22 protein-coding genes are annotated in these 26,055 nt (G+C 62.1%); 17 read left to right on the plus strand and 5 right to left on the minus strand.

Annotated elements, in window-relative coordinates:
- Positions 1-26 precede the first annotated feature (26 nt).
- The 3 genes from nudB to ACN9MW_RS04580 all read left to right on the plus strand — a co-directional run bounded on the left by nudB (position 27) and on the right by ACN9MW_RS04580 (position 3,520).
- Positions 27-476, plus strand: coding sequence for a dihydroneopterin triphosphate diphosphatase (gene nudB, locus ACN9MW_RS04570; protein ID WP_426167959.1), 450 nt, complete (start codon positions 27-29; stop codon positions 474-476).
- A 78-nt stretch (positions 477-554) separates the two neighbouring features.
- Complete coding sequence (locus tag ACN9MW_RS04575) at positions 555-1,835, plus strand: HD-GYP domain-containing protein (protein ID WP_426167961.1); 1,281 nt, start codon at positions 555-557, stop codon at positions 1,833-1,835.
- A complete protein-coding gene (locus ACN9MW_RS04580) occupies positions 1,832-3,520 on the plus strand; it encodes an ATP-binding protein (protein WP_426167963.1) in 1,689 nt (562 codons plus the stop codon). The genes ACN9MW_RS04575 and ACN9MW_RS04580 overlap by 4 nt, the downstream gene beginning before the upstream one ends.
- A 16-nt stretch (positions 3,521-3,536) precedes the next feature.
- On the opposite strand, the gene ACN9MW_RS04585 is transcribed toward ACN9MW_RS04580, so the two are convergent.
- Together ACN9MW_RS04585 and ACN9MW_RS04590 are read right to left on the minus strand one after the other, a co-directional pair.
- Entirely contained in the window at positions 3,537-4,217 is a 681-nt protein-coding gene (locus ACN9MW_RS04585) for a penicillin-insensitive murein endopeptidase (protein ID WP_426167965.1), read from the minus strand.
- Complete coding sequence (locus ACN9MW_RS04590) at positions 4,214-5,002, minus strand: CPBP family intramembrane glutamic endopeptidase (protein ID WP_426167967.1); 789 nt, start codon at positions 5,000-5,002, stop codon at positions 4,214-4,216. The genes ACN9MW_RS04585 and ACN9MW_RS04590 overlap by 4 nt, the downstream gene beginning before the upstream one ends.
- A 73-nt stretch (positions 5,003-5,075) precedes the next feature.
- Here ACN9MW_RS04590 and ACN9MW_RS04595 point away from each other — a divergent pair, with 73 nt between their 5' ends.
- The 10 genes from ACN9MW_RS04595 to ACN9MW_RS04640 all read left to right on the plus strand — a co-directional run bounded on the left by ACN9MW_RS04595 (position 5,076) and on the right by ACN9MW_RS04640 (position 16,195).
- Positions 5,076-5,888, plus strand: coding sequence for an endonuclease/exonuclease/phosphatase family protein (locus ACN9MW_RS04595; RefSeq protein WP_426167969.1), 813 nt, complete (start codon positions 5,076-5,078; stop codon positions 5,886-5,888).
- A gap of 3 nt (positions 5,889-5,891) precedes the next feature.
- Positions 5,892-7,055 (plus strand): cardiolipin synthase ClsB, encoded by a 1,164-nt coding sequence (gene clsB, locus ACN9MW_RS04600; RefSeq protein WP_426167971.1) that lies wholly within the window; start codon positions 5,892-5,894, stop codon positions 7,053-7,055.
- The gene (locus tag ACN9MW_RS04605) at positions 7,052-7,432 is read left to right on the plus strand and encodes an RNA-binding S4 domain-containing protein (protein WP_426167973.1); all 381 of its coding nucleotides are present in this window, start codon (positions 7,052-7,054) and stop codon (positions 7,430-7,432) included. Before clsB ends, ACN9MW_RS04605 begins: the two co-directional genes overlap by 4 nt.
- A gap of 270 nt (positions 7,433-7,702) precedes the next feature.
- Positions 7,703-8,293 carry a TetR/AcrR family transcriptional regulator gene (locus ACN9MW_RS04610; protein ID WP_426167975.1) on the plus strand — a complete coding sequence of 197 codons (591 nt, stop codon included), beginning with the start codon at positions 7,703-7,705 and terminating at the stop codon, positions 8,291-8,293.
- 56 nt (positions 8,294-8,349) lie between these two features.
- Positions 8,350-10,140 (plus strand): acyl-CoA dehydrogenase C-terminal domain-containing protein, encoded by a 1,791-nt coding sequence (locus ACN9MW_RS04615; protein WP_426167977.1) that lies wholly within the window; start codon positions 8,350-8,352, stop codon positions 10,138-10,140.
- A 139-nt stretch (positions 10,141-10,279) separates the two neighbouring features.
- A complete protein-coding gene (locus ACN9MW_RS04620) occupies positions 10,280-12,676 on the plus strand; it encodes a 3-hydroxyacyl-CoA dehydrogenase/enoyl-CoA hydratase family protein (protein ID WP_426167979.1) in 2,397 nt (798 codons plus the stop codon).
- Between the two features lie 6 nt (positions 12,677-12,682).
- Positions 12,683-13,180, plus strand: coding sequence for a PaaI family thioesterase (locus tag ACN9MW_RS04625; protein WP_426167981.1), 498 nt, complete (start codon positions 12,683-12,685; stop codon positions 13,178-13,180).
- A gap of 26 nt (positions 13,181-13,206) precedes the next feature.
- Positions 13,207-14,403 carry an acetyl-CoA C-acyltransferase gene (locus tag ACN9MW_RS04630; protein WP_426167983.1) on the plus strand — a complete coding sequence of 399 codons (1,197 nt, stop codon included), beginning with the start codon at positions 13,207-13,209 and terminating at the stop codon, positions 14,401-14,403.
- A 139-nt stretch (positions 14,404-14,542) separates the two neighbouring features.
- Positions 14,543-15,319 (plus strand): enoyl-CoA hydratase, encoded by a 777-nt coding sequence (locus tag ACN9MW_RS04635; RefSeq protein ID WP_426167985.1) that lies wholly within the window; start codon positions 14,543-14,545, stop codon positions 15,317-15,319.
- Between the two features lie 12 nt (positions 15,320-15,331).
- Positions 15,332-16,195, plus strand: a complete 864-nt coding sequence (locus ACN9MW_RS04640) for a CPBP family intramembrane glutamic endopeptidase (protein ID WP_426167987.1) — start codon at positions 15,332-15,334, stop codon at positions 16,193-16,195.
- A gap of 116 nt (positions 16,196-16,311) precedes the next feature.
- Here ACN9MW_RS04640 and ACN9MW_RS04645 read toward each other — a convergent pair whose 3' ends face one another.
- On the minus strand, positions 16,312-16,929 hold the full coding sequence (locus tag ACN9MW_RS04645; RefSeq protein ID WP_426167989.1) for a hypothetical protein: 618 nt from the start codon (positions 16,927-16,929) through the stop codon (positions 16,312-16,314).
- Between the two features lie 10 nt (positions 16,930-16,939).
- Entirely contained in the window at positions 16,940-17,965 is a 1,026-nt protein-coding gene (locus ACN9MW_RS04650) for a hypothetical protein (RefSeq protein WP_426167991.1), read from the minus strand.
- 204 nt (positions 17,966-18,169) lie between these two features.
- Here ACN9MW_RS04650 and ACN9MW_RS04655 point away from each other — a divergent pair, with 204 nt between their 5' ends.
- The 4 genes from ACN9MW_RS04655 to ACN9MW_RS04670 all read left to right on the plus strand — a co-directional run bounded on the left by ACN9MW_RS04655 (position 18,170) and on the right by ACN9MW_RS04670 (position 23,748).
- Positions 18,170-18,619 carry a hypothetical protein gene (locus ACN9MW_RS04655; RefSeq protein ID WP_426167993.1) on the plus strand — a complete coding sequence of 150 codons (450 nt, stop codon included), beginning with the start codon at positions 18,170-18,172 and terminating at the stop codon, positions 18,617-18,619.
- Complete coding sequence (locus ACN9MW_RS04660) at positions 18,586-19,497, plus strand: DUF2145 domain-containing protein (protein WP_426167995.1); 912 nt, start codon at positions 18,586-18,588, stop codon at positions 19,495-19,497. Before ACN9MW_RS04655 ends, ACN9MW_RS04660 begins: the two co-directional genes overlap by 34 nt.
- Before the next feature lie 9 nt (positions 19,498-19,506).
- Positions 19,507-21,585, plus strand: coding sequence for a putative bifunctional diguanylate cyclase/phosphodiesterase (locus tag ACN9MW_RS04665; protein ID WP_426167997.1), 2,079 nt, complete (start codon positions 19,507-19,509; stop codon positions 21,583-21,585).
- Between the two features lie 84 nt (positions 21,586-21,669).
- Positions 21,670-23,748, plus strand: coding sequence for a putative bifunctional diguanylate cyclase/phosphodiesterase (locus tag ACN9MW_RS04670; protein ID WP_426167999.1), 2,079 nt, complete (start codon positions 21,670-21,672; stop codon positions 23,746-23,748).
- 159 nt (positions 23,749-23,907) lie between these two features.
- Here the strand turns inward: ACN9MW_RS04670 and ACN9MW_RS04675 are convergent, their stop codons facing one another.
- Positions 23,908-26,037: a ricin-type beta-trefoil lectin domain protein gene (locus tag ACN9MW_RS04675; protein ID WP_426168001.1), complete on the minus strand. Its 2,130-nt coding sequence runs from the start codon at positions 26,035-26,037 to the stop codon at positions 23,908-23,910.
- Positions 26,038-26,055 lie beyond the last annotated feature (18 nt).

Below are 26,055 nucleotides of genomic sequence, written 5' to 3' on the forward strand. Positions count from 1 at the left end.
GCCAGTTCCCGCAGGTTCACCGGTTTATGAAGCCCTACAAAATCCCCGAATCCGTCCTGGTGGTCATCCACACCGCCGAGCTGGAAGTGCTCCTGATCGAGCGCGCCGGCAACCCCGGCTACTGGCAATCCGTCACCGGCTCGAAAGACGCCCTCGACGAACCCCTGCTCACCACCGCCACCCGCGAACTGTTCGAAGAAACCGGCATCGTCGCCGACGGCAAGCACATCGTACTGCGCGACTGGGGCCTGCAGAACATCTACGAAATCTATCCCATCTGGCGCCACCGCTACGAACCCGGCGTCACCCACAACCTCGAACACATCTTCAGCGTGCAGGTGCCGCGCAACGTGCCCGTCATGCTGAGCCCGCGCGAACATACCGCCCACGTCTGGCTGCCGTATCTGGAAGCTGCCGACCGCTGCTTTTCGCCCTCCAACGCCGAAGCCATCCTCCAGTTACCGCAATATATGTAACTTGCAGTTTGCTTGTAAATCGCACTCCGCGCGTTTGGCTATAATCGGACATCGACTGTCACGCTGGGGGCACATGCCATGCCGGAGACTCAGGATATTCTTCTGGAGCAGTTGCAGGTAGGCTTGTATGTCCACCTCGACCTGAAGTGGTTTGAGCATCCTTTTGCATTCAGCCATTTCAAGATCAAGTCGCAGGAGCAGATCCATCAGTTGCGCAGCCTCGGCTTGCACAAGATCCGCATCGATCCTGCCTTGAGCGACGTGCAGCCTGCCGCGCTGTCGGCCGAAGCGCAGGAAATTGCCGCCGCCGCGCCGCCGCCGCCGCCTGCGCCTGAATCCCCAGAGCTTGCAGCCAAGCGCGCCATGATGGAACGCATGCGCCAGCAGCGCGAGAACGCGGCCCGCATCGAACATGCGTTTGTCGATACGGCGCGCGCCATGAAAGACATGGAAAAGAACATCTTCGCGCGCCCGGCCGAGAACCTGCAGAAGGCCAGCGAGATGATCGGCAAGATCGCCGACTCCATCCTGAGTGCGCCGGAACTGGCGATCCACGTCATGGGCGACCGCACCGGCGGCGAGGAAATCTACCTGCATTCGCTCAACGTCACCATGCTGTCGATGATGATTGCGCGCGACATCAAGCTGCCGCGCGAGGTGGCGGGAGCGATGGGCGTCGGCGCCATGTTCCATGACCTTGGCGTGCGCAATATCCCGGACAAGGTGCTGACCAAGACCGAGCCATGGACGCACTCCGAGCAGCACCTTTACGAAACCCATTGCGCGGTGGGGACGGAAATGGGGCAGCAGCTCAAGTTCCCGGCCGCCGCCGTTGCCATCGTGCGCGACCACCACGAAATGTTCGATGGCAGCGGCTACCCGCGGCAATTGAAAGGCGAGGAGATCGGCGTGCTGGCGCGCATCGTGGCGATCGCCAACTACTACGACCGCCTGTGCAACCCGGTCAACGGCACGCCCGGCCTGACCCCGCATGAAGCCCTATCGCTGATGTTCGCCAAGAACCGGGGCAAGTTCGATCCCAAGCTGCTGCAGGTGTTCATCCGCTGCCTTGGCGTCTACCCGCCGGGCACCATCGTGCAGTTGTCGAACGGCGCCACCGGCATGGTCGCCACCATCAATACCGAAAAGCCGAACAAGCCGGAACTCGTCGTGTATGAACCGGGCGTGTCGCGCGAAGATGCGATCATGGTGGACATGGCGCTGGAAAGCGACCTGAATATCGTACGGGCCATCAAGCCTGCGCAGGTGCCGAAGGAAATCTACGCTTACCTCAGCCCGCGCAAGCGGGTCAGCTACTACTTCGACGCCACCAAGCCGGGCCAGGGAGCGACCGGGTGATTTCCGCACTGCGCCAGCTGATGCTCGACCACAGTCCGCATATGATGCTGCTGGTCGATCCCACCGACCTGCACATCATCGTTGCCAACCGGGTGGCCGAGCAAGTGCTTGGCTATTCGGGAGCGCAACTGGTCGAAATGCAGATCACCGACATCGAGAGCTCGCTGCAGGACGTGTTTTACTGGGAGGACGTGCGCGGCGGCCACTTCCAGGATATCGATGCGCAGGAAGGCGAATACCAGCGCGCCGACGGCACGCAAATCATGGTCATGAAATCGCTGCGCGTGCTGCGCCATGAAGACCGCTGGCTGATCCTGATTCTGGCCCGCGATGCACGCCAGGAGCGCAAGGTGGAGGACGTGCTGGAGCAGACCCTGTCGCAGCTGCGCACCACGCTGGAAGCAACCGGCAACGGCATCCTGGTGATCGACTGGCACAACAAGATCGCCAGCATGAACCGTCAGTTCAGCGAAATGTGGCACATCCCGGAAGCCTTCCTCAAGAACGGCAACGACGCAGCCATCCTCGAATTCCTGACTGCCAATGTGGTCGAGCAGGATTTATGCCGCGAACGGCTGCAGCAAGTGAGCGATCCGCACGAGACGCTGGACCAGTTCCACCTGCACGATGGCCGCGTGTTCGAATGCAGTTCGCGCCCGCAATTCCTCGGCGAGCGCATTATCGGCCGGGTGTACGGCTTTCTCGACAACACGGAGCGCGTGCATGCGGAGCAGGCCCTGCGCGAATCGCGCGACCAGCTGGAGAGCCGCGTGCACGAACGCACTCTGGCGCTGCAGATGGCGAACATCACGCTGGAGAGCGAGAAGACGCGCCAGGCCGACCTGATCCGCAAGCTGGGGGAAGCACAGAACCAGCTCCTGCAATCGGAAAAGATGGCTTCCATCGGCGTGCTGGCAGCCGGCGTGGCGCACGAGATCAACAACCCGGTCGGCTTCGTCAATTCCAACCTGAGCAGCCTGCAGCGCTATATGCAGTCGCTGATGCGGCTGCTGGACGCCTATGAGGCGCGCGAAGAACACCTGCCGGAAAGCGACCGCGGCGAGCTGAATGCCCTGCGCAAGGAGATCGACGCCGATTACCTGCGCGAGGACCTGGGCAGCCTGCTGTCCGAATCGATGGATGGCCTGGACCGCATCAAGCGCATCGTGCAGGACATGAAGGACTTCTCGCACGCCGGGGGCGGCGACGTGCTGGTGGCCAACCTGGAAACAGGCCTGGACAGCACCCTGAACGTGGTCTGGAACGAGCTGAAATACAAGGCGGAGGTCGTGAAGGAATATGGCGGCGTGCCGGAAATCGAATGCATCCCGTCGCAATTGAACCAGGTGTTCATGAACCTGCTGGTCAATGCCGCCCACGCCATCGAGAACCGCGGACGCATCACGGTGCGCACCAGTTACGAGAACGAAATGGTGACGGTGTCGGTGAGCGATACCGGCAGCGGCATCGCGGCGGAGAACCTGGGCCGCATCTTCGAGCCGTTCTTCACCACCAAGCCGGTCGGGAAGGGCACTGGGCTGGGCCTGTCGCTGTCCTACAGCATCGTGCAAAAGCACGGTGGGCGTATCGAGGTCGACAGCGAAATCGGGCGCGGCACTACCTTCCGCGTGATCCTGCCGCGGCAGATGTCGCCTGCCGCCGAGGAAAACGACGTCATAAATTGACCTGGATGCGGGTGGCTTAGCGGCTGCAGGGCACGGCAAAGTCGACGTGGTAATGCTCGTCATGCCGTACCCACGGCTTGCCCGTCATGAACTTGAGCCGCTTCAGTTCGGCGCCGCGCGGCGTGGCGAACAGGCGCGGCAGGTAGGCGGTGTCGAAGATCACCAGCGCGAGACCATGTCCGCGCGCACGGGCCGCCTGGTCCAACTGGAGCAGGTGTTCGGCCATCGCGCCAAAGTCGATGCTGTAGTCGCCATGGCGAGCGTCGCGGTCGAATTCGATGTCGTAGCCGAAACGCTGGGTGGCCGGTGTCGGCAGGCGCGCCGGCCGGCCACCCTGGTCCCGCACCGGCACGAGGAAATCGACCGACAGGCCATTCTGGTGCGTGCGATGAGGGCGGAAGCGGCCGCCGAACTCGTTGCCGGATTCCCCGTACACATATTGCACTCCCGGCGCGGCGCGCTCGAGCTTACGGTAGGCGTCGAGGATGATGGCCGACACTTCGCTGTGCACGTGGTTGCGGCCCATGCCGATGGCCAGTTTGCTGTAGGCCGTGAAATTGGCGCCTTCGGACGGGAGCTTGACGCTGCCTTCGATGCTGCCGCGATTGACGGTGCCGTGGCAACGGCTGCCGTCTGCGCCGGCCGAGGATGCGCAAAACGCCAGGAGGGCAGCAGCAGTGGCGCGGGCCGCTTTCAACGGCCAGGCCCCGAAAGGACGCGGCGCAGCATATAGCAAGCGGGGAAGGCTGGCAGCAGCAAGAGGACTAAGAAGCCCGAGTTGCTTTCCGCAGCACCGGCTCCGGCATTTGCGGCCATCAGCATGACCGAGGTGTTGACGGCCGCGTGCATGGCAATGCCCGGAATCAGCGAGCGCGTCCGCTCATAAAGCCAGCCAGCGACGATACCGAACAGGCTGGCGCCGACAAGCTGGTAAATGTTCATGTGGTAGAAGCCGAACACGACCGCTGATCCCAGGATGGCGTAGCGACGCTCATACTGCTGCAGGAAGCTGCGCAGGATAATGCCACGGAACAGCATTTCTTCCACCACGGGCGCGATGACGCAAATCAGCAATATCTGCGGCAGCCCGGCCGACAGCCAGCTACTGATCTCGTTCTCCATCCCGGCGCGCATGGGAAATTCGGCAAGCAGCAGGCGGTTCACCAAGCCCATGAGCAGGAACAGGCATGGCGTGGCCAGCAGGACCAGGGGCACGATGACAACCATGGTGGCCGCGGTTGCCGCGCGCGAGGAATGGAACAGGTCGCGGTAGTCAAGGTTCTTCCAATGCAGCAGCGCGGTGAAAACGATGCCGTTGGCCAGCAGCCGGGAGAGCGTGACCAGGCTGTAGGGATCGTCAAGGCCCAGCAAGCCGTGCGCGTCGTACAGCACGCAGGTCATCAGGTAATCGACGGCCCAAAGGCATAAAACAAGGAAGAAAGCTTCTGGTGCGGAAGGGAAAGTGGTGTGTCGTTCATTCATGCGCATGACTATAAAGCAATTCCCGACACTTTTGACGGGGAGCAAGCCGGGCAGTTGGGGTTAGAATGGTTCCATGAAGATCCGCGTTGCCACATACAACATCCACAAAGGCATGTCATACCGTAGCCACCCACGGGTGCATGCCTTGCGCCATGCGATAGAGGCCTTCCATGCCGACCTGGTCTTCCTGCAGGAAGTGCAGGGCCAGCACGACCGGATCGAGGCCCGTTACGGCGAAGAAAGCGCGGGCCACCGGCACTGGCCGAAAAAGGCCCAGCATGAATTCTTCGCGGGCGAGTCGCACCAGTCCGTGTACGGCCTGAATGCGCAATACGATCATGGCCACCACGGCAATGCGCTGCTCAGCAGATATCCGATTGCGCGCTGGACCAATACCGATATTTCCGATCACGCCTACGAATCGCGCGGCATCCTGCATTCGGTGGTGGAAACGGAAGGGCAACTGGTGCACTGCTACGTGATCCACCTCGGCCTGTTCGAGCGCAGCCGCGTGCGGCAGGCGGACATGCTGATCGAAGCGGTGCGCAGTTCGGCGCCCGATGGCGAGCCCGTCATCATCGCCGGCGACTTCAACGACTGGCGCAATACGCTGACGGACAAGCTGCAAAGCGCGCTTGGCGTACGCGAAGTCTTCGACGAGATCAAGCACGGCCATTCGGTCGGCGACCTGGTGCGCACCCTGGCGCGGCGCAAGGCCGCCCAGCGCCCGGCCCGCACCTTCCCGGCCGCCTTGCCATTTTTCAGGTTGGACCGCATCTATGTGCGGGGCTTCAAGGTAGAATCCGCGGAAGTCCTGCATGGCCCGCTGTGGGCCAAGCTGTCGGATCACGCGCCCATCGTGGCGAACCTGAAACTGGTTTCCTGACACATGCGTCACGTTGATTTTCTAGCCGATAACGAAGTCAAACTCCTGCACTGCGGTACCGATTATTTTCCGGCACTGGTCGAGGCGATCGAGGCCGCGCAGTTTGAGATCTATTTCGAAACCTATATCTTTGCCGAGGATGAGACCGGCAAGCGTGTCATGGCCGCGCTGAAAGCTGCCGCCCAGCGCGGCGTGACGGTGCGCATGATTACCGACTGGTTCGGCACCGGCCACAAGCCCGCCTACCGTCTGCATGCCGAGGTGACGGCCGCCGGCGTCGAGCATCGCATCTTCAACCCCTGGTTCCGGCGCGGGGTGACGCGCACCCACCGCAAGATCTGCGTGGTGGACGCCCAGGTGGCATTTGTCGGCGGCATCAATATCAACGACGATATGTTCACCGACTACGACCACAACAAAGCGCTGGCAGCCCCGCGCTGGGATTTTGCGGTGGCGGTGCGCGGGCCGCTGGTCGAATCGATTCACAGCGAGGCGGAAACGCAATGGACGCGCCTGGGGCATATGAATATCGTCAAACGCCTGACCCTGTTCAACGAAGTGCGCAAGCTGAACAAGATCGCGCGCCAGAGCGCCATGCAGGCCGGCTTCGTGGTGCGCGACAACCTGCGCAATCGCCGCACCATCCAGCGCGCCTACTTGCAAGCGCTGGGACGGGCCAGGAAAAGCGTGCTGCTGGCCAATCCTTACTTCGCGCCGGGCCGCAAATTCCGCCGTGCGCTGGCTGCAACCGCACAGCGTGGGGTGGAAGTGGTGCTGCTGATCGGCGTGGGAGAATTCTGGCTGCAGGATGCGGTGGCACACTCCTTCTACCCGAAGCTGCTGGAAGCGGGCGTCAAGGTGGTGGAGTATCGCAAGACGCAACTGCACGCCAAGGTGGCGGTCATCGACGATGACTGGGCGACCGTTGGCTCCTCCAATGTGGATGGGCTGAGCCTGTTCCTCAACCAGGAAGCCAACGTGGTGATCAAGGACGCGGAATTCACGCGTTCCCTGCGCGGAAAGATCGAGGATGCCATCGCCGATGGCGTGGTGATCCACCCGCAGGATTTCGAACATGTCGGGCGCTTCCGGCGGGTCGGATACGAAGTGGCGTACTTCTTCTACCGCACGCTGATGCGCATTTTTGCAGTCGGAAAGTACACATGAGTGACGTAAGGATAGACAAATGGCTGTGGGCGGCGCGCTTTTTCAAGACGCGCCAGCTGGCCATCGACGCCATCGACAAGGGCAAGGTGAAACTGTCGAGCGGCGAACGCATCAAGCCCTCACGCAACGCGAAGCTGGGCGAGCGCCTGCATATCGATAACGGCGCGGACGAATGGGACGTGCTAGTGGTGGGCATTTCCGGCAAGCGCGAAGGCGCGCCGATAGCACGCCTGCTCTATGAAGAGAGCGAAGAATCGCTGGGCCGCCGCGCCGCCCTGATCGAGCGCAAGAAACTGTTCCCCGAGCCCTTCGCCGACAACAAAGGCCGCCCAACCAAGCGCGACCGCCGCACCTGGGAAAAGGCCACGGAAAGCTGAAAAAGGGGACGTAACCCTCTTTTCTACGGCTTTTTTCGCCTCCGGCGAATTTAAAAGGGGTACGTCCCCTTTTTAATTTTGTTGCAACGCAACAATAGAGGTGCACTTCTAGTGGTGCCGTTTGACTTTCGCCACACGCTGGATAATAGTACGAACGTTCGCAAAACTTTTCACCAGCGGCCGATCTGTTAGAGCGAGAATAAGGCTTTTCCTTCTATCTGGATGGGTTCAAAAGTGAGTGGAATTCTTGTCAATACACCAACGAAATTCATGCGCAAAGGCGAAATGACCCGTGCGGCCATCCTGGATGTGGCCCTCGACCTGGCAAGCCGTGACGGCCTCGAAGGCCTCACTATCGGCTTGCTCGCCGACAAGATGAACATGAGTAAGTCCGGTGTATTCGCGCACTTTGGTTCGCGGGAAGATTTGCAGATTGAAGTCCTGAAGCTGTATCACCATCGCTTCGAGCAGGAAGTGTTTTACCCGGCGATGAAGGAGGCCCGTGGCCTGCCTCGCCTGCGCGCCATGTTTGCCAACTGGATCAAACGTGTGAGCGTGGAAATCGCCTCGGGCTGCATCTATATCAGCGGCGCCGTCGAGTATGACGACCGCCCTGGCCCGATCCGTGAAGAACTGCTGGCCATGGTCGGCGCGTGGCAGGCAGCCTTGCTGCGTTGCGTGCGCCAGGCCATCGACAACGGCGACCTGCGGTCCGATACCGATGCGAGCCAGCTTGTGTATGAAATGTACGGCCTGATATTGGCCCTGCACCATGAGGCGCGTTTCATGCGCACTCCTGGCAGCGTGGACCGGGCAGGCGTGGGCTTCAACCGACTGATCGAAAACTATCAACCATCCTAAGGCTGCGTTTCGCAGCAGCCGAGCAAACATAACCTTTTAGCTTTCTGGAGAAAAAAATGGGTCAATACGTCGCGCCAATCCGTGATATGCAGTTCGTCCTGCACGAGCTGCTGAAGGTGGAAGAGAAGCTGAAAGAGCTGCCTCCTCACGCCGAAACCGACGCGGACATCATCAACCAGGTGCTGGAAGAAGGCGCCAAGTTCACCTCCGAAGTGCTGTTCCCGCTGAACCACTCGGGCGACCGCGAAGGCTGCCATCACGATGCAGCTGCCAAGACCGTGACCACTCCAAAAGGCTTCAAGGAAGCCTACGCACAGTACGTTGAAGGCGGCTGGGCTGCGCTGGCTTGCGATCCGGAATATGGCGGCCAGGGCCTGCCTATCGTCCTGAACAACTCTTTCTACGAGATGCTGAACTCCGCCAACCAGGCATGGACCATGTACCCAGGCCTGTCGCACGGCGCCTACGAGTGCCTGCTGGCCCACGGCACCCCGGAACAGAAATCGACCTACCTGCCTAAGCTGGTTTCCGGCGAATGGACCGGCACCATGTGCCTGACCGAGCCGCACTGCGGCACCGATCTGGGCATGCTGCGCTCGAAAGCCATCCCTAACGCCGACGGTTCCTGGAACATCACCGGCGCCAAGATCTTCATCTCGGCCGGCGAACACGACATGTCCGAAAACATCCTGCACCTGGTGCTGGCTCGTGTTCCGGACGCTCCAGAAGGTTCGAAAGGCATCTCCCTGTTCCTGGTGCCTAAGTTCATCCCTAACGCCGACGGTTCGATCGGCGAGCGCAACCCGATCTTCTGCGGCGCGATTGAAGAGAAGATGGGCATCCACGGCAACTCGACCTGCCAGATGAACCTGGACGGCGCCAAGGGCTGGATCATCGGCCAGCCGAACAAGGGCCTGAACGCGATGTTCGTGTTCATGAACGCCGCCCGCCTGGGCGTGGGCGTGCAGTCCCTGGGCCTGACCGAAGTGGCTTACCAGAACGCGCTGGTGTACGCAAAAGACCGCCTGCAAATGCGCTCGCTGTCCGGCGTGAAGAATCCTGAAGGTCCAGCCGACCCGATCATCGTGCACCCTGACGTGCGCCGCATGCTGCTGACCGGCAAAGCCTACGCTGAAGGCGCGCGCGCTTTCGCTTCCTACGTGGCGCTGCAGATCGACCGTGAACTGCACCACCCTGACGAAGAAGTGCGCAAGGAAGCCGGCGACGAAGTTGCCCTGCTGACCCCGATCATCAAGGCCTTCATCACCGACAACGCATGGATCGCCACCTCCGACGCAATGCAGGTGTACGGCGGTCACGGCTACATCTCCGAGTGGGGCATGGAGCAGTACGTGCGCGACGCGCGTATCAACCTGATTTACGAAGGCACCAACACCGTGCAGTCGCTGGACCTGCTGGGCCGTAAGATCCTGATGGACAACGGCGCCAAGCTGCGCAAGTTCGGCGAGAAAGTGCGCGCCTTCGTGGAAGAAAACGGCACCGACGAAGCGATGTCCGAGTTCGTCACCCCGCTGGGCGACCTGGGCGAGAAGCTGACCAAGCTGACCATGGAAATCGGCATGAAGGCCTTCCAGAACCAGGACGAAGTGGGCGCCGCTGCAGTTCCTTACCTGCGCGTGGCCGGCCACCTGGTGTACTCGTACTTCTTCGCACAGATGGCGAAGATCGCCCTGGAAAAAGAAGCGTCGGGCGACAAGTTCTACACCTCGAAGCTGGCAACCATCCGCTTCTACTTCGGCCGCCTGTACCCAGAAACCGCAACCCTGATCCGCCAGGCTCGTTCCGGCGCCGCCAACCTGATGGCCCTGGACGCTGACCTGTTCTGAAGTTGATGGCGCTGGCTGATCGCGCGCCAAACCGGTAGTGCGGTGTCAGACCCAATGGGTCTGACACCGGTTTGCCGGTTTTGCTGTAGAAAGCCAGCCCCCATGGCATAGCAACGGAAATACCAACCAAAGGATATATATGAGCAACTTCAACGTGAAAAAAGTAGCGGTGCTGGGCGCCGGCGTGATGGGCGCGCAGATCGCTGCCCACTGCGTCAACGCTAAAGTACCAGTCGTCCTGTTCGACCTGCCAGCCAAGGAAGGCAACAAGAACGGTATCGGCATCAAGGCCATCGAAGGCCTGAAGAAGCTGTCCCCGGCTCCTTTCGGCGACAAGGCCGACGCAGAACTGGTGCAGATCGCCAACTACGAAGACAACCTGGACCTGCTGGCCGGCTGCGACCTGATCATCGAAGCGATCGCCGAGCGCATGGACTGGAAGCATGACCTGTACAAGAAAGTTGCTCCGCACATTTCGCAAAACGCAATCTTCGCATCCAACACCTCCGGCCTGTCGATCAACAAGCTGGCCGAAGGCTTCGACGCTGACCTGAAGGCGCGCTTCTGCGGCGTGCACTTCTTCAACCCACCGCGCTACATGCACCTGGTGGAACTGATCCCGACCACCGACACCAAGCCGGAAATCCTGGACCAGCTGGAAACCTTCATGACTTCCGTGCTGGGCAAGGGCGTGGTCCGCGCCAAGGACACCCCGAACTTCATCGCTAACCGCGTTGGCGTGTTCGGCATCCTGGCCATCATCCACGAAGCCGAGAAGTTCGGCCTGTCCGTCGACGTGGTCGACGACCTGACCGGCGCCAAGCTGGGCCGCGCCAAGTCCGGTACCTTCCGTACCGCCGACGTGGTTGGCCTGGACACCATGGGCCACGTGATCAAGACCATGGAAGACAACTTGCCGAACGATCCGTTCGCAGCGCTGTACAAGACACCTGCCGTGCTGTCCGGCCTGGTCGCCAAGGGCGCCCTGGGCCAGAAATCCGGCGCCGGCTTCTACAAGAAGGTCGGCAAGGACATCATGCGCCTGGACGCAGCAACTGGTGAATACGTCGCCGGCGGCAAGAAGGCAGACGACATCATCGCCCGCATCCTGAAAGAAAAGGATCCGGTCAAGAAGATGAAGGCACTGCGCGAATCGACCAACCCGCAAGGCCAGTTCCTGTGGGCGATCTTCCGCGACGCTTTCCACTACATCGCGATCCACCTGGAATCGATCGCCGACAACGCACGCGACATCGACTTCGCCATGCGCTGGGGCTTCGGCTGGAACGTTGGTCCGTTCGAAACCTGGCAAGCAGCCGGCTGGGGCCAGGTTGCACAGTGGGTCAAGGAAGACATCGAAGCCGGCAAGGCGCTGTGCAATGCACCGCTGCCAGCGTGGGTCTTCGAAGGCAAAGTGGGCGAACAGGGCGTGCATACCCCTGAAGGCTCGTTCTCGCCAGCGACCAAGTCCTACACCCCGCGTTCCGAACTGGCTGTGTACAAGCGCCAGGAATTCCGCGCTCCAGTCGTGGGCGGCGGCGGTGCAGATCCCAAGACTGCCGGCGTGACCGTGCACGAAGACGAATCCGTGCGGCTGTGGCACACCGGCGACGACGTCCTGATCCTGTCGCTGAAGACCAAGATGCACGTGATCGGCAAAGGCGTGATCGGCGGCATCCAGCGCGGCCTGGCCGAAGCTGAGAAGAACTTCAAGGGCCTGGTGATCTGGAACACCGACGCAGCCGAAGGCGGCGCCTTCTCGGCCGGCGCCGACCTGCAGGAAGCCCTGCCAGCCTTCATGGCCGGCGGCGCGAAAGCGGTCGACCCGATCATCAAGGAGCTGCAAGACACCTTCATGAAGATGAAGTATTCCAACGTGCCAGTGGTGGCGGCTGTTGCCGGTATCGCCCTGGGCGGCGGCTGCGAAATGATGCTGCACGCATCGAAGCGCGTGGCTGCACTGGAATCGTACATCGGCCTGGTGGAAGTGGGCGTTGGCCTGATCCCTGGCGGCGGCGGCCTGAAGGAAGCGGCAGTACGCGCTGCCCGCGAAGCCAAAGGCAACGACATCCTGCAATTCCTGAAGACCGGCTTCACCAACGCTGCAACCGCGAACGTATCCAAGTCCGCGCTGGAAGCGAAGGCCATGGGCTACCTGAAGGAAGACGACATCATCGTGTTCAACGCCTACGAGCTGCTGCACGTGGCGAAGACCACTGCCCGTGCGATGGCTGACGCAGGCTACCGCGCTCCGATCCAGCGCCCAGTGCCGGTGACCGGCCGTTACGGCTGGGGCACCATCCGCGGCCAGTTGGTCAATATGCGCGATGGCGGCTTCATCTCCGCACACGACTACAAGCTGGGCGACATGATCGCCGAGATCGTGTCCGGTGGCGACATCGACCAAGGCAGCGTAGTGAGCGAGCAGTGGCTGCTGGATATGGAACGCAAGGCCTTCCTGGAATTGCTGAACCATCCTAAGTCGCAAGAGCGCATCATGGGCATGCTGCAGACCGGTAAGCCGGTTCGCAACTAAGAGCAAATGTCCATCCTGTCGCTGGCCTTCAAAATCCTGTTGCGAGTGAAACCAAGCATGGTCTATGAGCAAATCAAGAAGCACATGACGGAGTCGCTGCCGTTCGTGCGCCTGCTCGGCATCCGTATCGACAGCATCGGCCCGGGAACGGCCGAAGTGTCGATGCCGGACGACGGCAAGCTGCACAACCACCTCGGCACGCCGCATGCAGGCGCGTTGTTTACGCTGGCCGAAACGGCGTCCGGCGCGGCCATGGCAGGCGGCTTCGCCGACCTGATCATGGACATGCGCCCGGTCGCCAAGGAGTCGCGCATCCAGTACCAGAAAGTTGCCAAGGGCGCGACGCGCGCCTCCGGCAAGGTACCGGGCGACCTGGCCGCGATCCGCGCCCAGCTCAAGGATGAAGGAAAAGTAGCGTTCCCGGTCAACGTCGACATCTTCGACGAACACGGCACGCTGGCAGCACAAGTACAGGTGGACTGGTACCTCTCCGCCAAACGCTAACGAACACAGATACTGGAAAGCTTAAAATGAGCAAACAACTGCAAGACGCATACATCGTCGCCGCAACCCGCACCCCGATCGGTAAAGCACCGCGCGGCATGTTCAGCAAGACCCGCCCGGACGACCTGCTGGTCGCCGCCATCAAGGGCGCCATGGCTGCCGTGCCTAACCTGGACCCGGCCCTGATCGTCGACGCGATCGTCGGCTGCTCCTTCCCGGAAGCAGAGCAGGGTTTCAACATCGCCCGTAACTCCGTGGTGCTGGCAGGCCTGCCGAACACCGTGGGCGGCGTGACCATCAACCGTTACTGCGCTTCGGGCATCACCGCCCTGGCCATGGCTGCCGACCGCATCCGCGTTGGCGAAGCCGACGTGATGATCGCCGGCGGCGTGGAATCGATGTCCATGGTGCCGATGATGGGCCACCACCCATCGATCAACATGGACACCTTCAAGGACGAGAACGTGGGCCTGGCCTACGGCATGGGCCTGACCGCCGAGAAAGTGGCGCAGCAGTGGAAGATCTCCCGCGAAGACCAGGACGCCTTCGGCCTGGAATCGCACCGCAAGGCGATCGCCGCACAACAGGCTGGCCTGTTCAAGGACGAGACCACCCCGGTCGAAATCATCACCCGCACCCCTGACCTGCGCACCGGCGAGATCAAGGTTGGCAAGCGCACCGTGGACACCGACGAAGGCGCGCGCGCCGACGCCTCCATGGAAGGCATGGCCAAGCTGAAGCCAGTGTTCGCCGCCAAGGGCACCGTGACCGCCGCGACCTCCTCGCAGATGTCCGACGGCGCCGGCGCGCTGATCGTGGTCTCCGAGAAGATCCTGAAAGAACACAACCTGACCCCGCTGGCCAAGTTCTCCTCGTTCGCTGTTCGCGGCGTGCCACCGGAAATCATGGGCATCGGTCCTAAGGTCGCCATCCCAGCCGCTTGCGCAGCTGCCGGTATCACCCAGGACCAGCTGGACTGGATCGAACTGAACGAAGCGTTCGCCGCCCAGGCCCTGGCCGTGATCCGCGACCTGAACCTGGACACCAGCAAAGTGAACCCGATGGGCGGCGCAATCGCCCTGGGCCACCCGCTGGGCGCAACCGGCGCGATCCGCGCCGCGACCGTGGTGCACGCACTGCGCCGCAACTCGCTGAAGTACGGCATGGTCACGATGTGCGTGGGCGCCGGCATGGGCGCAGCAGGCATCATCGAGCGCGTATAATCCGCGCAAGCAAGCGATAAGCAACAGGGCGCTTCGGGAAACCAGGCGCCCTTTTTCACATCCACAATCCGGCGAGAAGACTGTGTCTGACCCTGCGGGTCAGACATAGGTTTACCGGTTTAAAAGGAGACAAACAACAATGGCCATCCAGACCAGCAAAGCCAACGGCATCCTGACCATCGAATTCGACCGCGTGGACCGCAAGAACGCGATCACCTCCGCCATGTACCAGACCATGGCCGACACCATCAACGCCGCCGAAGGCGACGCCGAAGTACGCGCCATCCTGATCACAGGCAAGCCGGAGATCTTCACCGCCGGCAACGACCTGGTCGACTTCGCCATGACCACCACCGCCAACGACGGCGTGGCATTCACCGACCGTCCTGTGATCCAGTTCATGAAAGCCCTGTTCAACAGCACCAAGCCGGTCGTAGCGGCCGTGAACGGCGCAGCCATCGGCATCGGCACCACGATGCTGATGCACTGCGACCTGGTGTACGCCGCCGACAACGCCAAGTTCTCGGTGCCGTTCGCAGCACTGGGCCTATGCCCTGAATTCGGCTCCAGCATGCTGCTGCCGGCCAACGGCGGCCACGCCCGCGCGGCGGAAAAGCTGATGCTCGGCGAACCGTTCAGCGCCCAGGAAGCCTACGACATGGGCCTGATCTCCAAGCTGCTGCCAGCAGACCAGGTGCTGGCCCACGCTCAAGCGCAAGCCGCCAAGCTGGTCGCGCTGCCAGCCGAATCGATCCGCCAGACCAAGCGCCTGATGAAGGCCGGCCGCGAAGCGCTGAAAGCCCACATCGACGTGGAAAGCGCCCAGTTCGGCGCCATGCTGACCGGCGCCGAAGCCAAGGAAGCCTTCACTGCCTTCTTCGAAAAGCGCAAGCCGGACTTCTCGAAGTTCGCCTGATCGGAGCCACAATTGATTGCCGCGCCTGCCTGGCTGCCATTCGGCTTGCTGGGCCTTTCAATTGCCAGCACCGGCCTCGCGGTCACGCATAGCGAGCGGCCGGCTTTCTTGCGCAATCTCTGGCTGGTCTTGCTCGCACTGGCGACCGGCGCCGGCCTGGCGGCGGGCGTGTTGCGCCCCATCGCCCTGGCCAGCATCGCCGCTTTGCTGGCTTTCGCCTGGCTGGCGACCCGCCATGGCAAGTCCGCTGTGCGGGCGCTGTTGACGATATTGACGCTGGTGCTGGCACTTGCGCTTGCAATGCACGCCGTTCCCGGCTACGACAATCCGCTGCTCTTGAAAGATGTCCGGCTGTCGGCGCACTCGGCGCCTTACACCTTGTATGCGAACTTCGACAAAGGCGTGGTCGGGCTGGTGCTGCTCGCGTTGTTCTGCCGCCGCGCCAGTTCCTGGCGGGATTTTGCCGTCGCATCGAAGTCGCAAGTACCGGTGGTTGCGGGGCTGTTGTGCGGAGTGCTAAGCATAGGCTGGGCGATTGGATTCGTGCATCCGGATTTCAAGCTGTCGCCATTCCTGCCGCTGTTCGCCGCCATCAACCTGCTGTTTGTCTGCGTGGCGGAGGAGGCATTCTTCCGTGGCGTCATCCAGGAACAGCTCGCACGCTACGGCGATGCCATTGCCGTCGTCGTTTCCGGCCTGGTGTTCGGCGCTGCGCACCTGGGCGGCGGCTGGCAGTTTGGTGTGCTCGCCAGCCTGGCCGGACTGGGTTACGCGGTGCTGTATTCAAGGACAAAGCGCATCGAGATTCCGATTGCGGCCCACTTCGTGTTAAACCTGGTGCACTTCGTAGCATTCACGTATCCGCGCGCTGGCTGAGAAAAGTCTCTGGAGAAGCGCCTGACGGCAAGCACTTGATCTAATTCGCGATGAATGGCCGTTGGCAGTCGGAAGCCAAAGGTTCCTGGACCGCGATCTCGCGCGCGCCTTACCTTTTAATATTCTTCCACCAAGGTTGCGCGCGTACCGCAGTTTTCAAAGCCATGGAACAGCGGTAGCAGGCTTTTGTGGCATACGACGCCGGGCGAGAAGCAACCATCAATGACGAAGAGCAGGCGCTCGTTGATTGGCGTACTTGCCATCAACTGCGTGTTGAAGCGGAAGGTCGTGACGTCGGGCGGGCTGGAGCCTAATCCCCTGTCAACCTTGTCGTCCCCACTCATGATCTCCGACAGTTCCCAGTCCAGGCAAGCGAACTTCGCCGTGAATCCTACGTACCAGTAATCGTGCAGCGTTTTGTCGTCGTGGACATACTGCGCAGGGTGCGTGAAGATCCGGCTGACGCCTTGTCCCAGCAATGCATCCCGTACCGGCTTGCGCACCAGCAGGTTATCGAATTCGAACATCACATCGGGTGGCACCGCCAGCGATGGGTGGCCCAACCGGCGAGCCCACTGCTTTGAAATATTGTAGAAGGCAAGCGGGGGAGAGCCGGGCGGCAAGGGCTTGGTTTCGTATTCGAGTTCTTCCGTTTCGTGGAAGGGGCGCGGCGTTGGCAGGGAATCGCTGTGGCCGCGCTTGATGAAGTAATACTCTTTTTCGAAGTTGCTCATTGTGTGCTCGTTATTCGTAATCGACAGTACCGACTTGGGGACCTGACGTCCTGTGGTCCAGGCTTCCGCAGCGGCGGCATGATTTGTCTTTGTGGATTGCTGCTTTCAGCGTCGCCAGGTTGGAGCGCGACGTGGGCGGCAACTCCAGGTCATCTTCCCGTCCCTCGGTGCGAAGGGCGCCGATCTTGTGCACTTCATCTGCAGCACGCGTGAACTGGATCAGCGACTCGGCGAAGACTTCAGGCGCCCAGTCAAATGCCAGGCCGTCGTGCCCGCCGGTCAGCGACGCTTCAAGGCGTTCTCCGATTTCGAAGATGATGTTGTCGACCACCCGCCCAGTGGAAAGCAGCAGGAGGGGCAGCAACAGCCGCAGTTCCAGCATCAGCGTGCCGCCTCCAGCGCCCGCGATATAGGCGTACATGGCGGGTGGAATAGCGTCGAACATGATCTCCATATGGGCCAGCCAAATGAGCATGCTCTCGTGCTCCTCGAGCAGGTCGTCGACCAGTTGCCTGTCTTGCGACGCGCGGATTGCTTCAGCCAGTTCAGGCCAGATCGCCGGCAGCACGCGCGCGAGAAAGTCTTCGATACCGGCCTTGTCGCCGTTGGCGATCAGCGTGGGAAGGGACAAGACGGCGCCGCAATGTTCGCGCAGGGCGGCGGCAAACGCTTCCCCGTTGCCTGTGGTCCCGTGGGTGAAGTCATGCGAAGCCGCGCGACGCTCGCGGCCGGGTCGCAGCTTGAGACCACTGGTGACGGGCAGGCCTTGCATCGATTCCTTCCACCAGACCCATTCGTCCGCCTGGTCGGACTGCGCCGCTTCGCCTGGAATGGCATGCAGGCGCAAACTGTCGGAAAAGTCGTTCCACAGCCCCGCGTCAAACACGATGGGCCGTGAACGGAGCCACTTGGCAGGCGGCGGATTCCAGCCCACTTCCGCTGCCGCCTGGTAGGTAATGGCGGCCGCTTCCTCCCAGTGTTCACGATAGGTCTCCAGTGCTTCCACCATGTACAGGAAGGCGCTGTGCAAGCGCATGGCAATCATCCTGCGCTGTCCCCTGATTTCATGCGCAAGCTCTTTCGTGAGAAGGTCTATAGCGACTGGCGATACAAGTTTCGACATGGCTCTACAAATTGCAAAAAAAGCAAACAAGTATTGTAACAACAGGTCCAAAGTCGTGTCGTACAGCCATGCGGTGCCGCGTATAATGCAAGCGACTTTTCAACCGGAGACCTGTCAATGTCCATGCAAGTCCTGCGCCGCGCCGCTGTCCTGTCCGTTCTGGCCGCCGCCATCGCCATCCCTGCCTACGCCGGCAGTTCCGCTTCGTCCGCATCGAGTGCCGGTTCCGAGTCCTCGGGCAGCGTGTCCGATTCGATCGGCGGCTCCAGCAAGAGCTCCAGCGGGGACGACAGGAAAGTGGCCGCTGGCCAGTACCGCGTCATCGACGTTGCAGAAGCGCCGGGCAAGCCGGGTGCCACGCGCCTGAAGCTGCAAGGCCAGGGCAATGAATTCTTCCTGACCGTGCCGAAAGCCGCCCTGGCAGAACGCGCACTGCCAGCCGGCGCACTGGTGCAGGTCAACGAGCGTCCATACGGCTACGAATTCGCATATGTCGATACGCAGCAGGCCTTCTTCCTTGCCCTGGACGAAGCATGGCAACGCGAACTGCGCTCGCACGCCATCTGATCGCTGCCTGCCTGGCGCTCGGCTGGAATGCCGCAGCGCAGGCGGGCGGAATGATGTTCTGCGACCGTCCCGCGAAAGTCACGGCGACGGCGCAGGACCACGTGCTGCGTTTTGCAGCCGTGGTGAAGGATGAACTGGAACGCTCGGGCGCCACGGCCGCCGTCGTTTCGCGCGCCGGCCTTGACCTGGCGCGCCTCGGCCTGCGTTACTCGCACGCCGGCCTGGCGTTGAAAGACAATCCGAACAGCCCCTGGTCGGTGCGCCAGCTTTACTATGCCTGCGACGAAAAGCGCCCACGCATCTTCGACCAGGGCATGGCCGGCTTCGTGCTCGGCGCGGAAGAACCGGCGCACGGCCACCTGTCGCTGGTGCTTCTGCCGGACGAGCAGGCCAGGACGCTGCAGGCGGCGGCACTGGATGCGCAAACGCCGCTGTCGCTGCTGGCAGGGGAGTACAGCGCCAATGCGTATGCCTACAGCACGCGCTATCAAAACTGCAACCAGTGGCTGGTAGAGCTGATGGCAAGCGCCTGGGGCGCAGCCGCTCCCCGGCGCGAAGACGCGCAAAGCTGGCTGCGCGAACGCGGTTACCAGGCGGAGTCGGTCGCCGTAGGCCGCACGCTGGTGATTGCCGCACATTTCGTGCCGCTGGTGCATGTGCAGGACCATCCCGACGAAGACCTGCGCGCGCAGACCATGCGCGTCAGCATGCCTTCGTCGATTGAACATTTTGTTCATCGCGAGTCGCCGCAAGCGCGCCGCCTCGAGCTTTGCTATAACCCGAACCATATCGTGATCCGGCGTGGTTGGGAACCAATGGGCGCAGGCTGCGAAGCGCAGCCTGGCGACGAGGTAATCGCTTTTGAAAACAGTCACTGACAAGGTCATATGAATACGATTGCTTCGCTTTACCTGATCTCCGCAGGGGCGCTGGCAATGTCGGCATTCCAGTCGGCCCTGGTGGCGCGCAACAGCTCCTACGGGCGCGCGTGCTGGGCGTTTGCGGCCATCTGCCTGTCCTTTGCCTGTTTCCAGTACGCGAACGTGCAGCAGCAGCTTGCTCCGGGATTGGCGGAAGCCATCGCGGCGCACAAATGGGTCAACTTCTTTTCGATCCTGCTGGCGCCGCAGTTCTGCTACCTGGTCGCCTCGCTCGACCCAAGCCGGAACGCATTCCGCCTTACCTACGGCATTGCCTTCATCTCGGCCATACTGGCGGTGGACAATTTCATGGTGCCTTATGGCTACCGCTTTTCTGCGCTGGAGACCGAAGCGCCCATCGAGCTGGTGTGGGGCGGACATGCATTCCTGCTGTTCGGTGAAACGACGGCTGCCTATACGGTCAGCCGCTTGCTGTCGCTGGGGGCGACGGCGTTCGCAGTCGTCTACTGCATCCGCGTGCAACGCCAGAAGGCGCGTTTTTCAAACCGGCTGGTGTGGAGTTCCGCCGCGCTGGTGGTGGTGACGACGGCGCTGGGAGGTGCGACCGACACCGGCATGCTGCGAATGCCGTATTTGAGCGGTTTCGGATTCCTGTTCCTGGCTGCCTCCTACCTGCTGCTGGTCAGGCGTGAAGCGACCCAGCGCCTGACCGAGAAGATCCGCATCAGTGCCGCGCTGGAGCGCGAATTGGAGAACCACAAGCTTTCCAGCAGGCGCATCGAGCGCGCCCTGACCAATGATGAACTGACACGGTTGCCGAATCGCGAGGGCGCGCTGGAAAAGCTGCGCGCCATGTTCGTCTGGAGCGAATCCAGCCTGACCAGGACGGCTGTGCTGCTGCTTGACCTGGACCGGTTGGCGATCATCAACGGTACGCGCGGCTACGAGATAGGCAACCAGGTGCTGATCGAGGTGGCGCAGCGGCTGCGCGAACATTGTGGCAAGCGCAGGCTGGTGGCAAGGCTGGGCAGCGCGCGCTTCGCAGTTGGCATTGCGGGCCACAAGACCCTGGCAGGGATCGAGCGCGAAGTGGAGGGCATCATGGCAGCGATCAAGCCGCCATTCACCGTGGCGGACACCGTACTGAACATGACGTTCAGTGCCGGCGTGGCGATCTATCCGGACCATGCCAATTCGGCGGAAGACTTGCTGGCGTCGGCAGGCCTGGCGCTGCACGAGGCACGCGACCTGGGGCCGGGCAATCTGCGCGTGTTCCACCCTTCGCTGCAGCAGTCGCTGAGTGAGCGCATCGGCCTTGAAAATGAGCTGAAGGAAGCACTCGAGAACGGCGAGCTTTTCCTGCACTACCAGCCGCAGGTCTGCGCCGTTACTGAACGGGTGCTGGGCATGGAAGCGCTGATCCGCTGGCAGCACCCGGAGCTGGGCCTGGTCATGCCGGACAAGTTCATTCCACTGGCCGAGGCGACGGGTACGATTGCGGCGATTGGCGCGTGGGTGATTGAAAGCGCCTGCCAGCAATTGCAGAATTGGCGGGCGCTGGGCTTCGGCGACGTGCGGATGGCGGTCAACCTGTCGGCACAGCAGCTGCTGCTAAGCGATCTTGGCGACAACGTGCAGGCAGCCTTACGGCGCGCGGGGCTGATGGGTGAAGACCTTGAACTCGAAATCACCGAGTCGGTGCTGATGCAGGACCCGCAGCGCTCCATCGAAAAACTGGAGTCCCTGCGCAGGCTGGGTGTGCGGCTGTCAATCGACGACTTCGGCACCGGCTATTCCTCGCTCGGCTACCTGAAGATGCTGCCGGTGCACTCCTTCAAGCTTGATCGCAGTTTCGTGCGCGATATCGGCACCAGCGAAAAGGATCTCGAGATCTGCGCCACGGCTGTCGGCCTGGCGCGCAACCTCGGCCTGGAAATCGTTGCCGAAGGCGTGGAAGATGCGGTGCAGGCCGACCAGCTTCGCCAACTGGGCTGCAACCTGCTGCAGGGCTATTACTTTGCGCGCCCGCTCGCGGCGCATGCGGCGACCAATTACCTGATGGACCGGATGGAAGCTGCTGCATAAGCTGGCAAATCGAAAAGTAACTTGTTCAATTTGCTTTCGTTTAAAATAACGTGCATTGCAAAGAAGAAATGAACGAGGATCGATATGGACGCACCCATTGCTTCGCTCTACCTGATATCCGTGGGAGCGCTAGCAATGTGTTCATTCCAGGCGGCTTTGCTGGCGCGCAGCAGTTCCTACGTGCGGGCTTGCTGGGTCTTCGCCGTGATTTGCTTCACGTTTGCGTTGTTCCAGTATGCGAATCTGCGGCAGCAGCTGGCGCCCGACCTGGCGGCGGCGATTGCCGCCCACAAGTGGGTCAACCTGTTTTCGCTATTGCTGGTGCCGCAGATCTGGTACCTGATTGCCGCACTCGACGACCGCAAGCGAGCCTTCTTCCTTAGTTATTTTGTCGCGGGCGTGACGCTGCTCCTGGTGGCGGACAATTTCATCTCGCCATTTGGCTACCGCTTCGCTTCCCTTGCTGCCGAGGCGCCCTGCAAACTGCCCTGGGGTGAACAGGCATTTCTCCTCGCCGGTGAGACGACTCCGGCTTATACCGTCAACCGGCTGTTGTCGCTGGGAGCCGCCCTGTATGCCGCGGCCTTCTGCATCCGCGCCCGGCGCGAGCGCGCGCGCTTCTCCAATCGCGTGGTATGGCTTTCCGTTGCGCTGATCGTAGTGACGACCGCCATGGGCGGCGCAACCGATGCGGGCAAGCTGCAACTGCCTTACCTGAGCGGCTTCGGTTTCCTGTTCCTCGCTGCTTCGTACTTGCTGCTGGTGCGGCGGGAGGCCGCGCGGAGCATGACCGAGAAAATTCGCATCAGCGCTGCGCTGGAACGCGAAGTCGAAAGCCATAAGCTTTCCAGCCTGCGCTTCGAGCATGCGCTGACCAACGATGCGCTGACGCGTCTGCCGAATCGCGCGGGTGCGCTGGAAAGGCTGCACGCCATGTTCGTCCAGAGTGAATCGAACCTGACCAGGATGGCGGTGCTGCTGCTTGACCTGGACCGGCTGGCCATCATCAACGGCACCCGCGGCTACGAGGCCGGCAATCAATTGCTGGTCGAAGTGGCGCAGCGCCTGCGCCAGGACTGCAGCAAAGGCGGGCTGGTGGCGCGCCTGGGAAGCGCGCGCTTTGTCGTCGGCATTGCGGGCCACAAGACTGTGGCTGGCATCGGGCGCGAAGTGGAAGAAATACTGGCCGCAGTCAAGCCGCCATTCAGCATTCCCGGCACGGTACTGAACATGACCTTCAGCGCCGGCGTGGCCGTCTATCCCGACCATGCTTCGTCGGCGGAGGATCTCCTGGCTTCGGCCGCGCTGGCCTTGCACCAGGCGCGCGACGCCGGGCCGGGCAACCTGCGCGTGTTCCATCCTTCGCTGCAGCAGACGCTGAGCGAGCGCATCGGCCTGGAAAACGAATTGAAGGACGCTCTTGAAAAGGAGCAGTTCGTCCTGCATTACCAGCCGCAGATATGTGCCGCCTCCGGGCGCGTGGTGTGCATGGAAGCGCTGATCCGCTGGCATCATCCTTCGCTCGGGCTGGTCATGCCGGACAAGTTCATCCCGCTGGCCGAAGCGACCGGCGCGATTGCCGCCATTGGGTCGTGGGTGATCGATGCGGCCTGCCGGCAATTGGCGAGCTGGCGTGAAAACGGTTTCATCGATATTCGCGTGGCGGTCAACCTGTCGGCGCAGCAGTTGCTGCTGTCCGATCTTGGCGATACCGTGCAGGCGGCCTTGCAGCGCGCCGGCCTGTGGGGCGCCGATCTGGAACTCGAAATCACGGAGTCCGTGCTGATGCAGGACCCGCAACGCTCGATTGAACGGCTGGAGGCTTTGCGCAGGCTGGGCGTGCGCCTGTCGATTGACGATTTCGGCACAGGCTATTCCTCGCTCGGCTACCTGAAGCTGCTGCCGGTGCATGCCTTCAAGCTTGACCGCAGCTTTGTGCGCGATATCGGCAAGTCGGCCAAGGACCTGGAGATCTGCGCCACCGCGGTCGGCCTGGCGCGCAACCTTGGCCTTGAGATCGTTGCCGAAGGGGTGGAAGATGCGAGCCAGGCGACGCAGTTGCGCAAGCTCGGCTGCCATCTCCTGCAGGGCTATTACTTCGCCCGTCCATTGGCCGTCTACGCCGCAACGGACTTCCTGGCAACCGAAAGGAGGGTCGCATGAGGCCCGGCTGGAAACCGACCCGGCGCAATCGCAACGCCGGCACCAAGGCGAATGGCCTTGGACGCGGAGGCCCAAGGGCGGCTGCAGCGCTTTGGGCCGATCGTCGACCCTGAGCGCATGGCAAAGGAAGGCCTGCAGCCGGCCTGGTTCACCTTCTAATCATTCCCAGTGCCAGGACTGGCCCCAGCTTTCCTGGTAGTCCCACAGGTGCAGGTCCTGGCCATCGAATGAACCCCACCAGGCGTCCTTGACGTCGATTGCCTTGCCAGGGGCGTGGCCAGGGCGCAGGGTCTGGCCGGACCAGGAGAAACGCTGGTTGGCCTTGTCGTTGCAGTCCCAGACGACCAGCCTGGCCCCGTTGCCGGTGCCGAAGGCGTAGACGTCGACGCATTTGTCGGGGTTGTTCTTGCTGCGCAGCAGTCCATCCGGGTCCTGGTACCACAGTTGCGTGACCTGGCCCTGGCAGCTCCAGTGGTGGACCGGCGTGCCGTTGGCCATGTTGTTGCCCTCGATGTCCATGCACTTGCCACGGCCGTCGACCAGCTTGCGGAACACATAGGCGCCGCCAGGCTTGACGCTGGCAATCACGCCCGCCCCAGTGACGGAACCGTCCGACACCAGGCGGATGCGCGCGCTGTCGCCGTTGACCATGAAGCTGGTGGCGATGGCGCCGGACAGCGATTTCACCAGCGCTCCATTGCGGTCATATACGTGGATGAAGTCCCGGTTCGCATCGGTGCCGCCGTTGACGTAGACTTTCAGCGCGGCTGCGCCGGGGATAGTCAGCCACTGGGAGCGGTCTTCGTTATTGCCGTAGGCGCCGCTGCTCCAGCTTGTGGCAAGCGCTTCGATGCTGACGCTTGCTCCGCTGGACGTGCCGGCGCCGTCGGAGACCAGTTGCGCGATGACGCCGTTGTCGGCGACAACCAGCGATTGGGCAAGCGTTCCGCTGAAGCTTTGCAGCAGGCGGCGGTTGCTGTCGTAAATGCGCAGCACATCGCCGGCGCCCAGCAGGCCGCTGACGTTGACGCGCACTGCGCCGGCACCGGGCAGGCGCAAGGTTCGCGCGAGGTCGGCGTTATTCCCGTAGGCGCCGGTGTCCCAGCGCGTTGGCGCATCGTCATATTTTTCCCATTTGCCTTCCTCCGCCTGGTCCGAGTAATTGAGCCAGACCGGATTGGCGCCGGCCGCCAGGCGCAGGCGTTCATTCATGTACGCGTTGGCGGGAACGGAAAACGCGAAGCCGCTGCCGAAAGCCGCGACGCAAGCCTGCTTGCCGCCCTGCCAGGCGCCGGCCGCAGGCGTAACGCGCCAGTCGTCCGGCTGGGCCTTGCTCTGGCAGGCGAAGCGCAGCGCCACGGTGCAAGCGGCATCGTTCCAGCGCCCGTCGCCGCGCATTTGCGCGCAGTCTTCATTGTTATAGTCGTTCGGTTCGCCTTCGGCCCAGGACCAGATGGCGGAGGCGATCATGCCTTCGTCCCAGCGGTCCGCATCGACGTTGTCCACGCCGCAGCGCATCAGGGCAGGGATGTTGGAAGCGTCGATGGTGCCGGTTTCGTCGACCCAGGAATCGGGCAGCACGTCTTTGCCCAGCTTGGAGTCGGAGACCGCGTAGATTTTGTCCTGCTCGATCGGCAAGCCGTCCACTGTGCAGTTGGCGGTGTTGACGTACTTGACTTGCCGGCTGTTCCAGCCGCCCGCAGCGCCGGTGGCGAACAATGGGCCTTGCCAGACCACGGCGCCATCGTAGGTATTGTTGGCAGACTTGACGATCACCCGCTTGCCGCGGGCGATCATTTCGCGCGGCGTTTCCCAGCGGTTGGCTGGCTTGTCGGAGGGCTTGTACAGCAGGTTTCCGAAGACAGCAGCCAAGGGACCCACCACGCCGGCCTGGTTGTTGGCACGGTCCTCCAGGTCGACAAAGACGATTGCCTTCGGATTCGCGTCAAGCCAGTTGCGAATCTTCCACAACTCATTGGGATAATTGTCCGGAGCGCCGTAGATCGCCGCACAGTCCTGGTGGCACAGCTGAACCTCTCCATTATTCATGTGCAGGTCCAGGTCGATGTTGCGGATGCCCGAATTGAGCAACTGGTTCATCGGCCAGCGCTGGTTGGCCCAGGTGGCGCCGCTGTCGTTCCACGCATTATGCGCGCCCAGTACCTGGATGCGATTGAGCGGGGTGTCCATGGCTACGTCGTATTGCGTGCGGATGCCCAGGCCCAGGTCCGCAGCGTGCAACGCCTGCATCCCGAGCAGGAGAGAAACGATGACGCCTGCCAGCTTCATTCTGCCTCCGAAAGGTGA

The sequence above is a fragment of the Pseudoduganella sp. R-34 genome (assembly GCF_049904655.1).
Classification (GTDB): domain Bacteria; phylum Pseudomonadota; class Gammaproteobacteria; order Burkholderiales; family Burkholderiaceae_D; genus Rugamonas.

Bases quoted from the DNA above. Each gene is read 5' to 3' on its own strand.
- nudB (WP_426167959.1), top strand. From the start codon at position 27: ATGAAGCCCTACAAAATCCCCGAATCCGTCCTGGTGGTCATCCACACC.
- ACN9MW_RS04575 (WP_426167961.1), top strand. From the start codon at position 555: ATGCCGGAGACTCAGGATATTCTTCTGGAGCAGTTGCAGGTAGGCTTG.
- ACN9MW_RS04590 (WP_426167967.1), bottom strand. From the start codon at position 5,002: ATGAATGAACGACACACCACTTTCCCTTCCGCACCAGAAGCTTTCTTC.
- ACN9MW_RS04595 (WP_426167969.1), top strand. From the start codon at position 5,076: ATGAAGATCCGCGTTGCCACATACAACATCCACAAAGGCATGTCATAC.
- clsB (WP_426167971.1), top strand. From the start codon at position 5,892: ATGCGTCACGTTGATTTTCTAGCCGATAACGAAGTCAAACTCCTGCAC.
- ACN9MW_RS04605 (WP_426167973.1), top strand. From the start codon at position 7,052: ATGAGTGACGTAAGGATAGACAAATGGCTGTGGGCGGCGCGCTTTTTC.
- ACN9MW_RS04610 (WP_426167975.1), top strand. From the start codon at position 7,703: ATGCGCAAAGGCGAAATGACCCGTGCGGCCATCCTGGATGTGGCCCTC.
- ACN9MW_RS04615 (WP_426167977.1), top strand. From the start codon at position 8,350: ATGGGTCAATACGTCGCGCCAATCCGTGATATGCAGTTCGTCCTGCAC.
- ACN9MW_RS04620 (WP_426167979.1), top strand. From the start codon at position 10,280: ATGAGCAACTTCAACGTGAAAAAAGTAGCGGTGCTGGGCGCCGGCGTG.
- ACN9MW_RS04625 (WP_426167981.1), top strand. From the start codon at position 12,683: ATGTCCATCCTGTCGCTGGCCTTCAAAATCCTGTTGCGAGTGAAACCA.
- ACN9MW_RS04630 (WP_426167983.1), top strand. From the start codon at position 13,207: ATGAGCAAACAACTGCAAGACGCATACATCGTCGCCGCAACCCGCACC.
- ACN9MW_RS04635 (WP_426167985.1), top strand. From the start codon at position 14,543: ATGGCCATCCAGACCAGCAAAGCCAACGGCATCCTGACCATCGAATTC.
- ACN9MW_RS04645 (WP_426167989.1), bottom strand. From the start codon at position 16,929: ATGAGCAACTTCGAAAAAGAGTATTACTTCATCAAGCGCGGCCACAGC.
- ACN9MW_RS04650 (WP_426167991.1), bottom strand. From the start codon at position 17,965: ATGCGCTTGCACAGCGCCTTCCTGTACATGGTGGAAGCACTGGAGACC.
- ACN9MW_RS04655 (WP_426167993.1), top strand. From the start codon at position 18,170: ATGTCCATGCAAGTCCTGCGCCGCGCCGCTGTCCTGTCCGTTCTGGCC.
- ACN9MW_RS04660 (WP_426167995.1), top strand. From the start codon at position 18,586: ATGGCAACGCGAACTGCGCTCGCACGCCATCTGATCGCTGCCTGCCTG.
- ACN9MW_RS04665 (WP_426167997.1), top strand. From the start codon at position 19,507: ATGAATACGATTGCTTCGCTTTACCTGATCTCCGCAGGGGCGCTGGCA.
- ACN9MW_RS04670 (WP_426167999.1), top strand. From the start codon at position 21,670: ATGGACGCACCCATTGCTTCGCTCTACCTGATATCCGTGGGAGCGCTA.
- ACN9MW_RS04675 (WP_426168001.1), bottom strand. From the start codon at position 26,037: ATGAAGCTGGCAGGCGTCATCGTTTCTCTCCTGCTCGGGATGCAGGCG.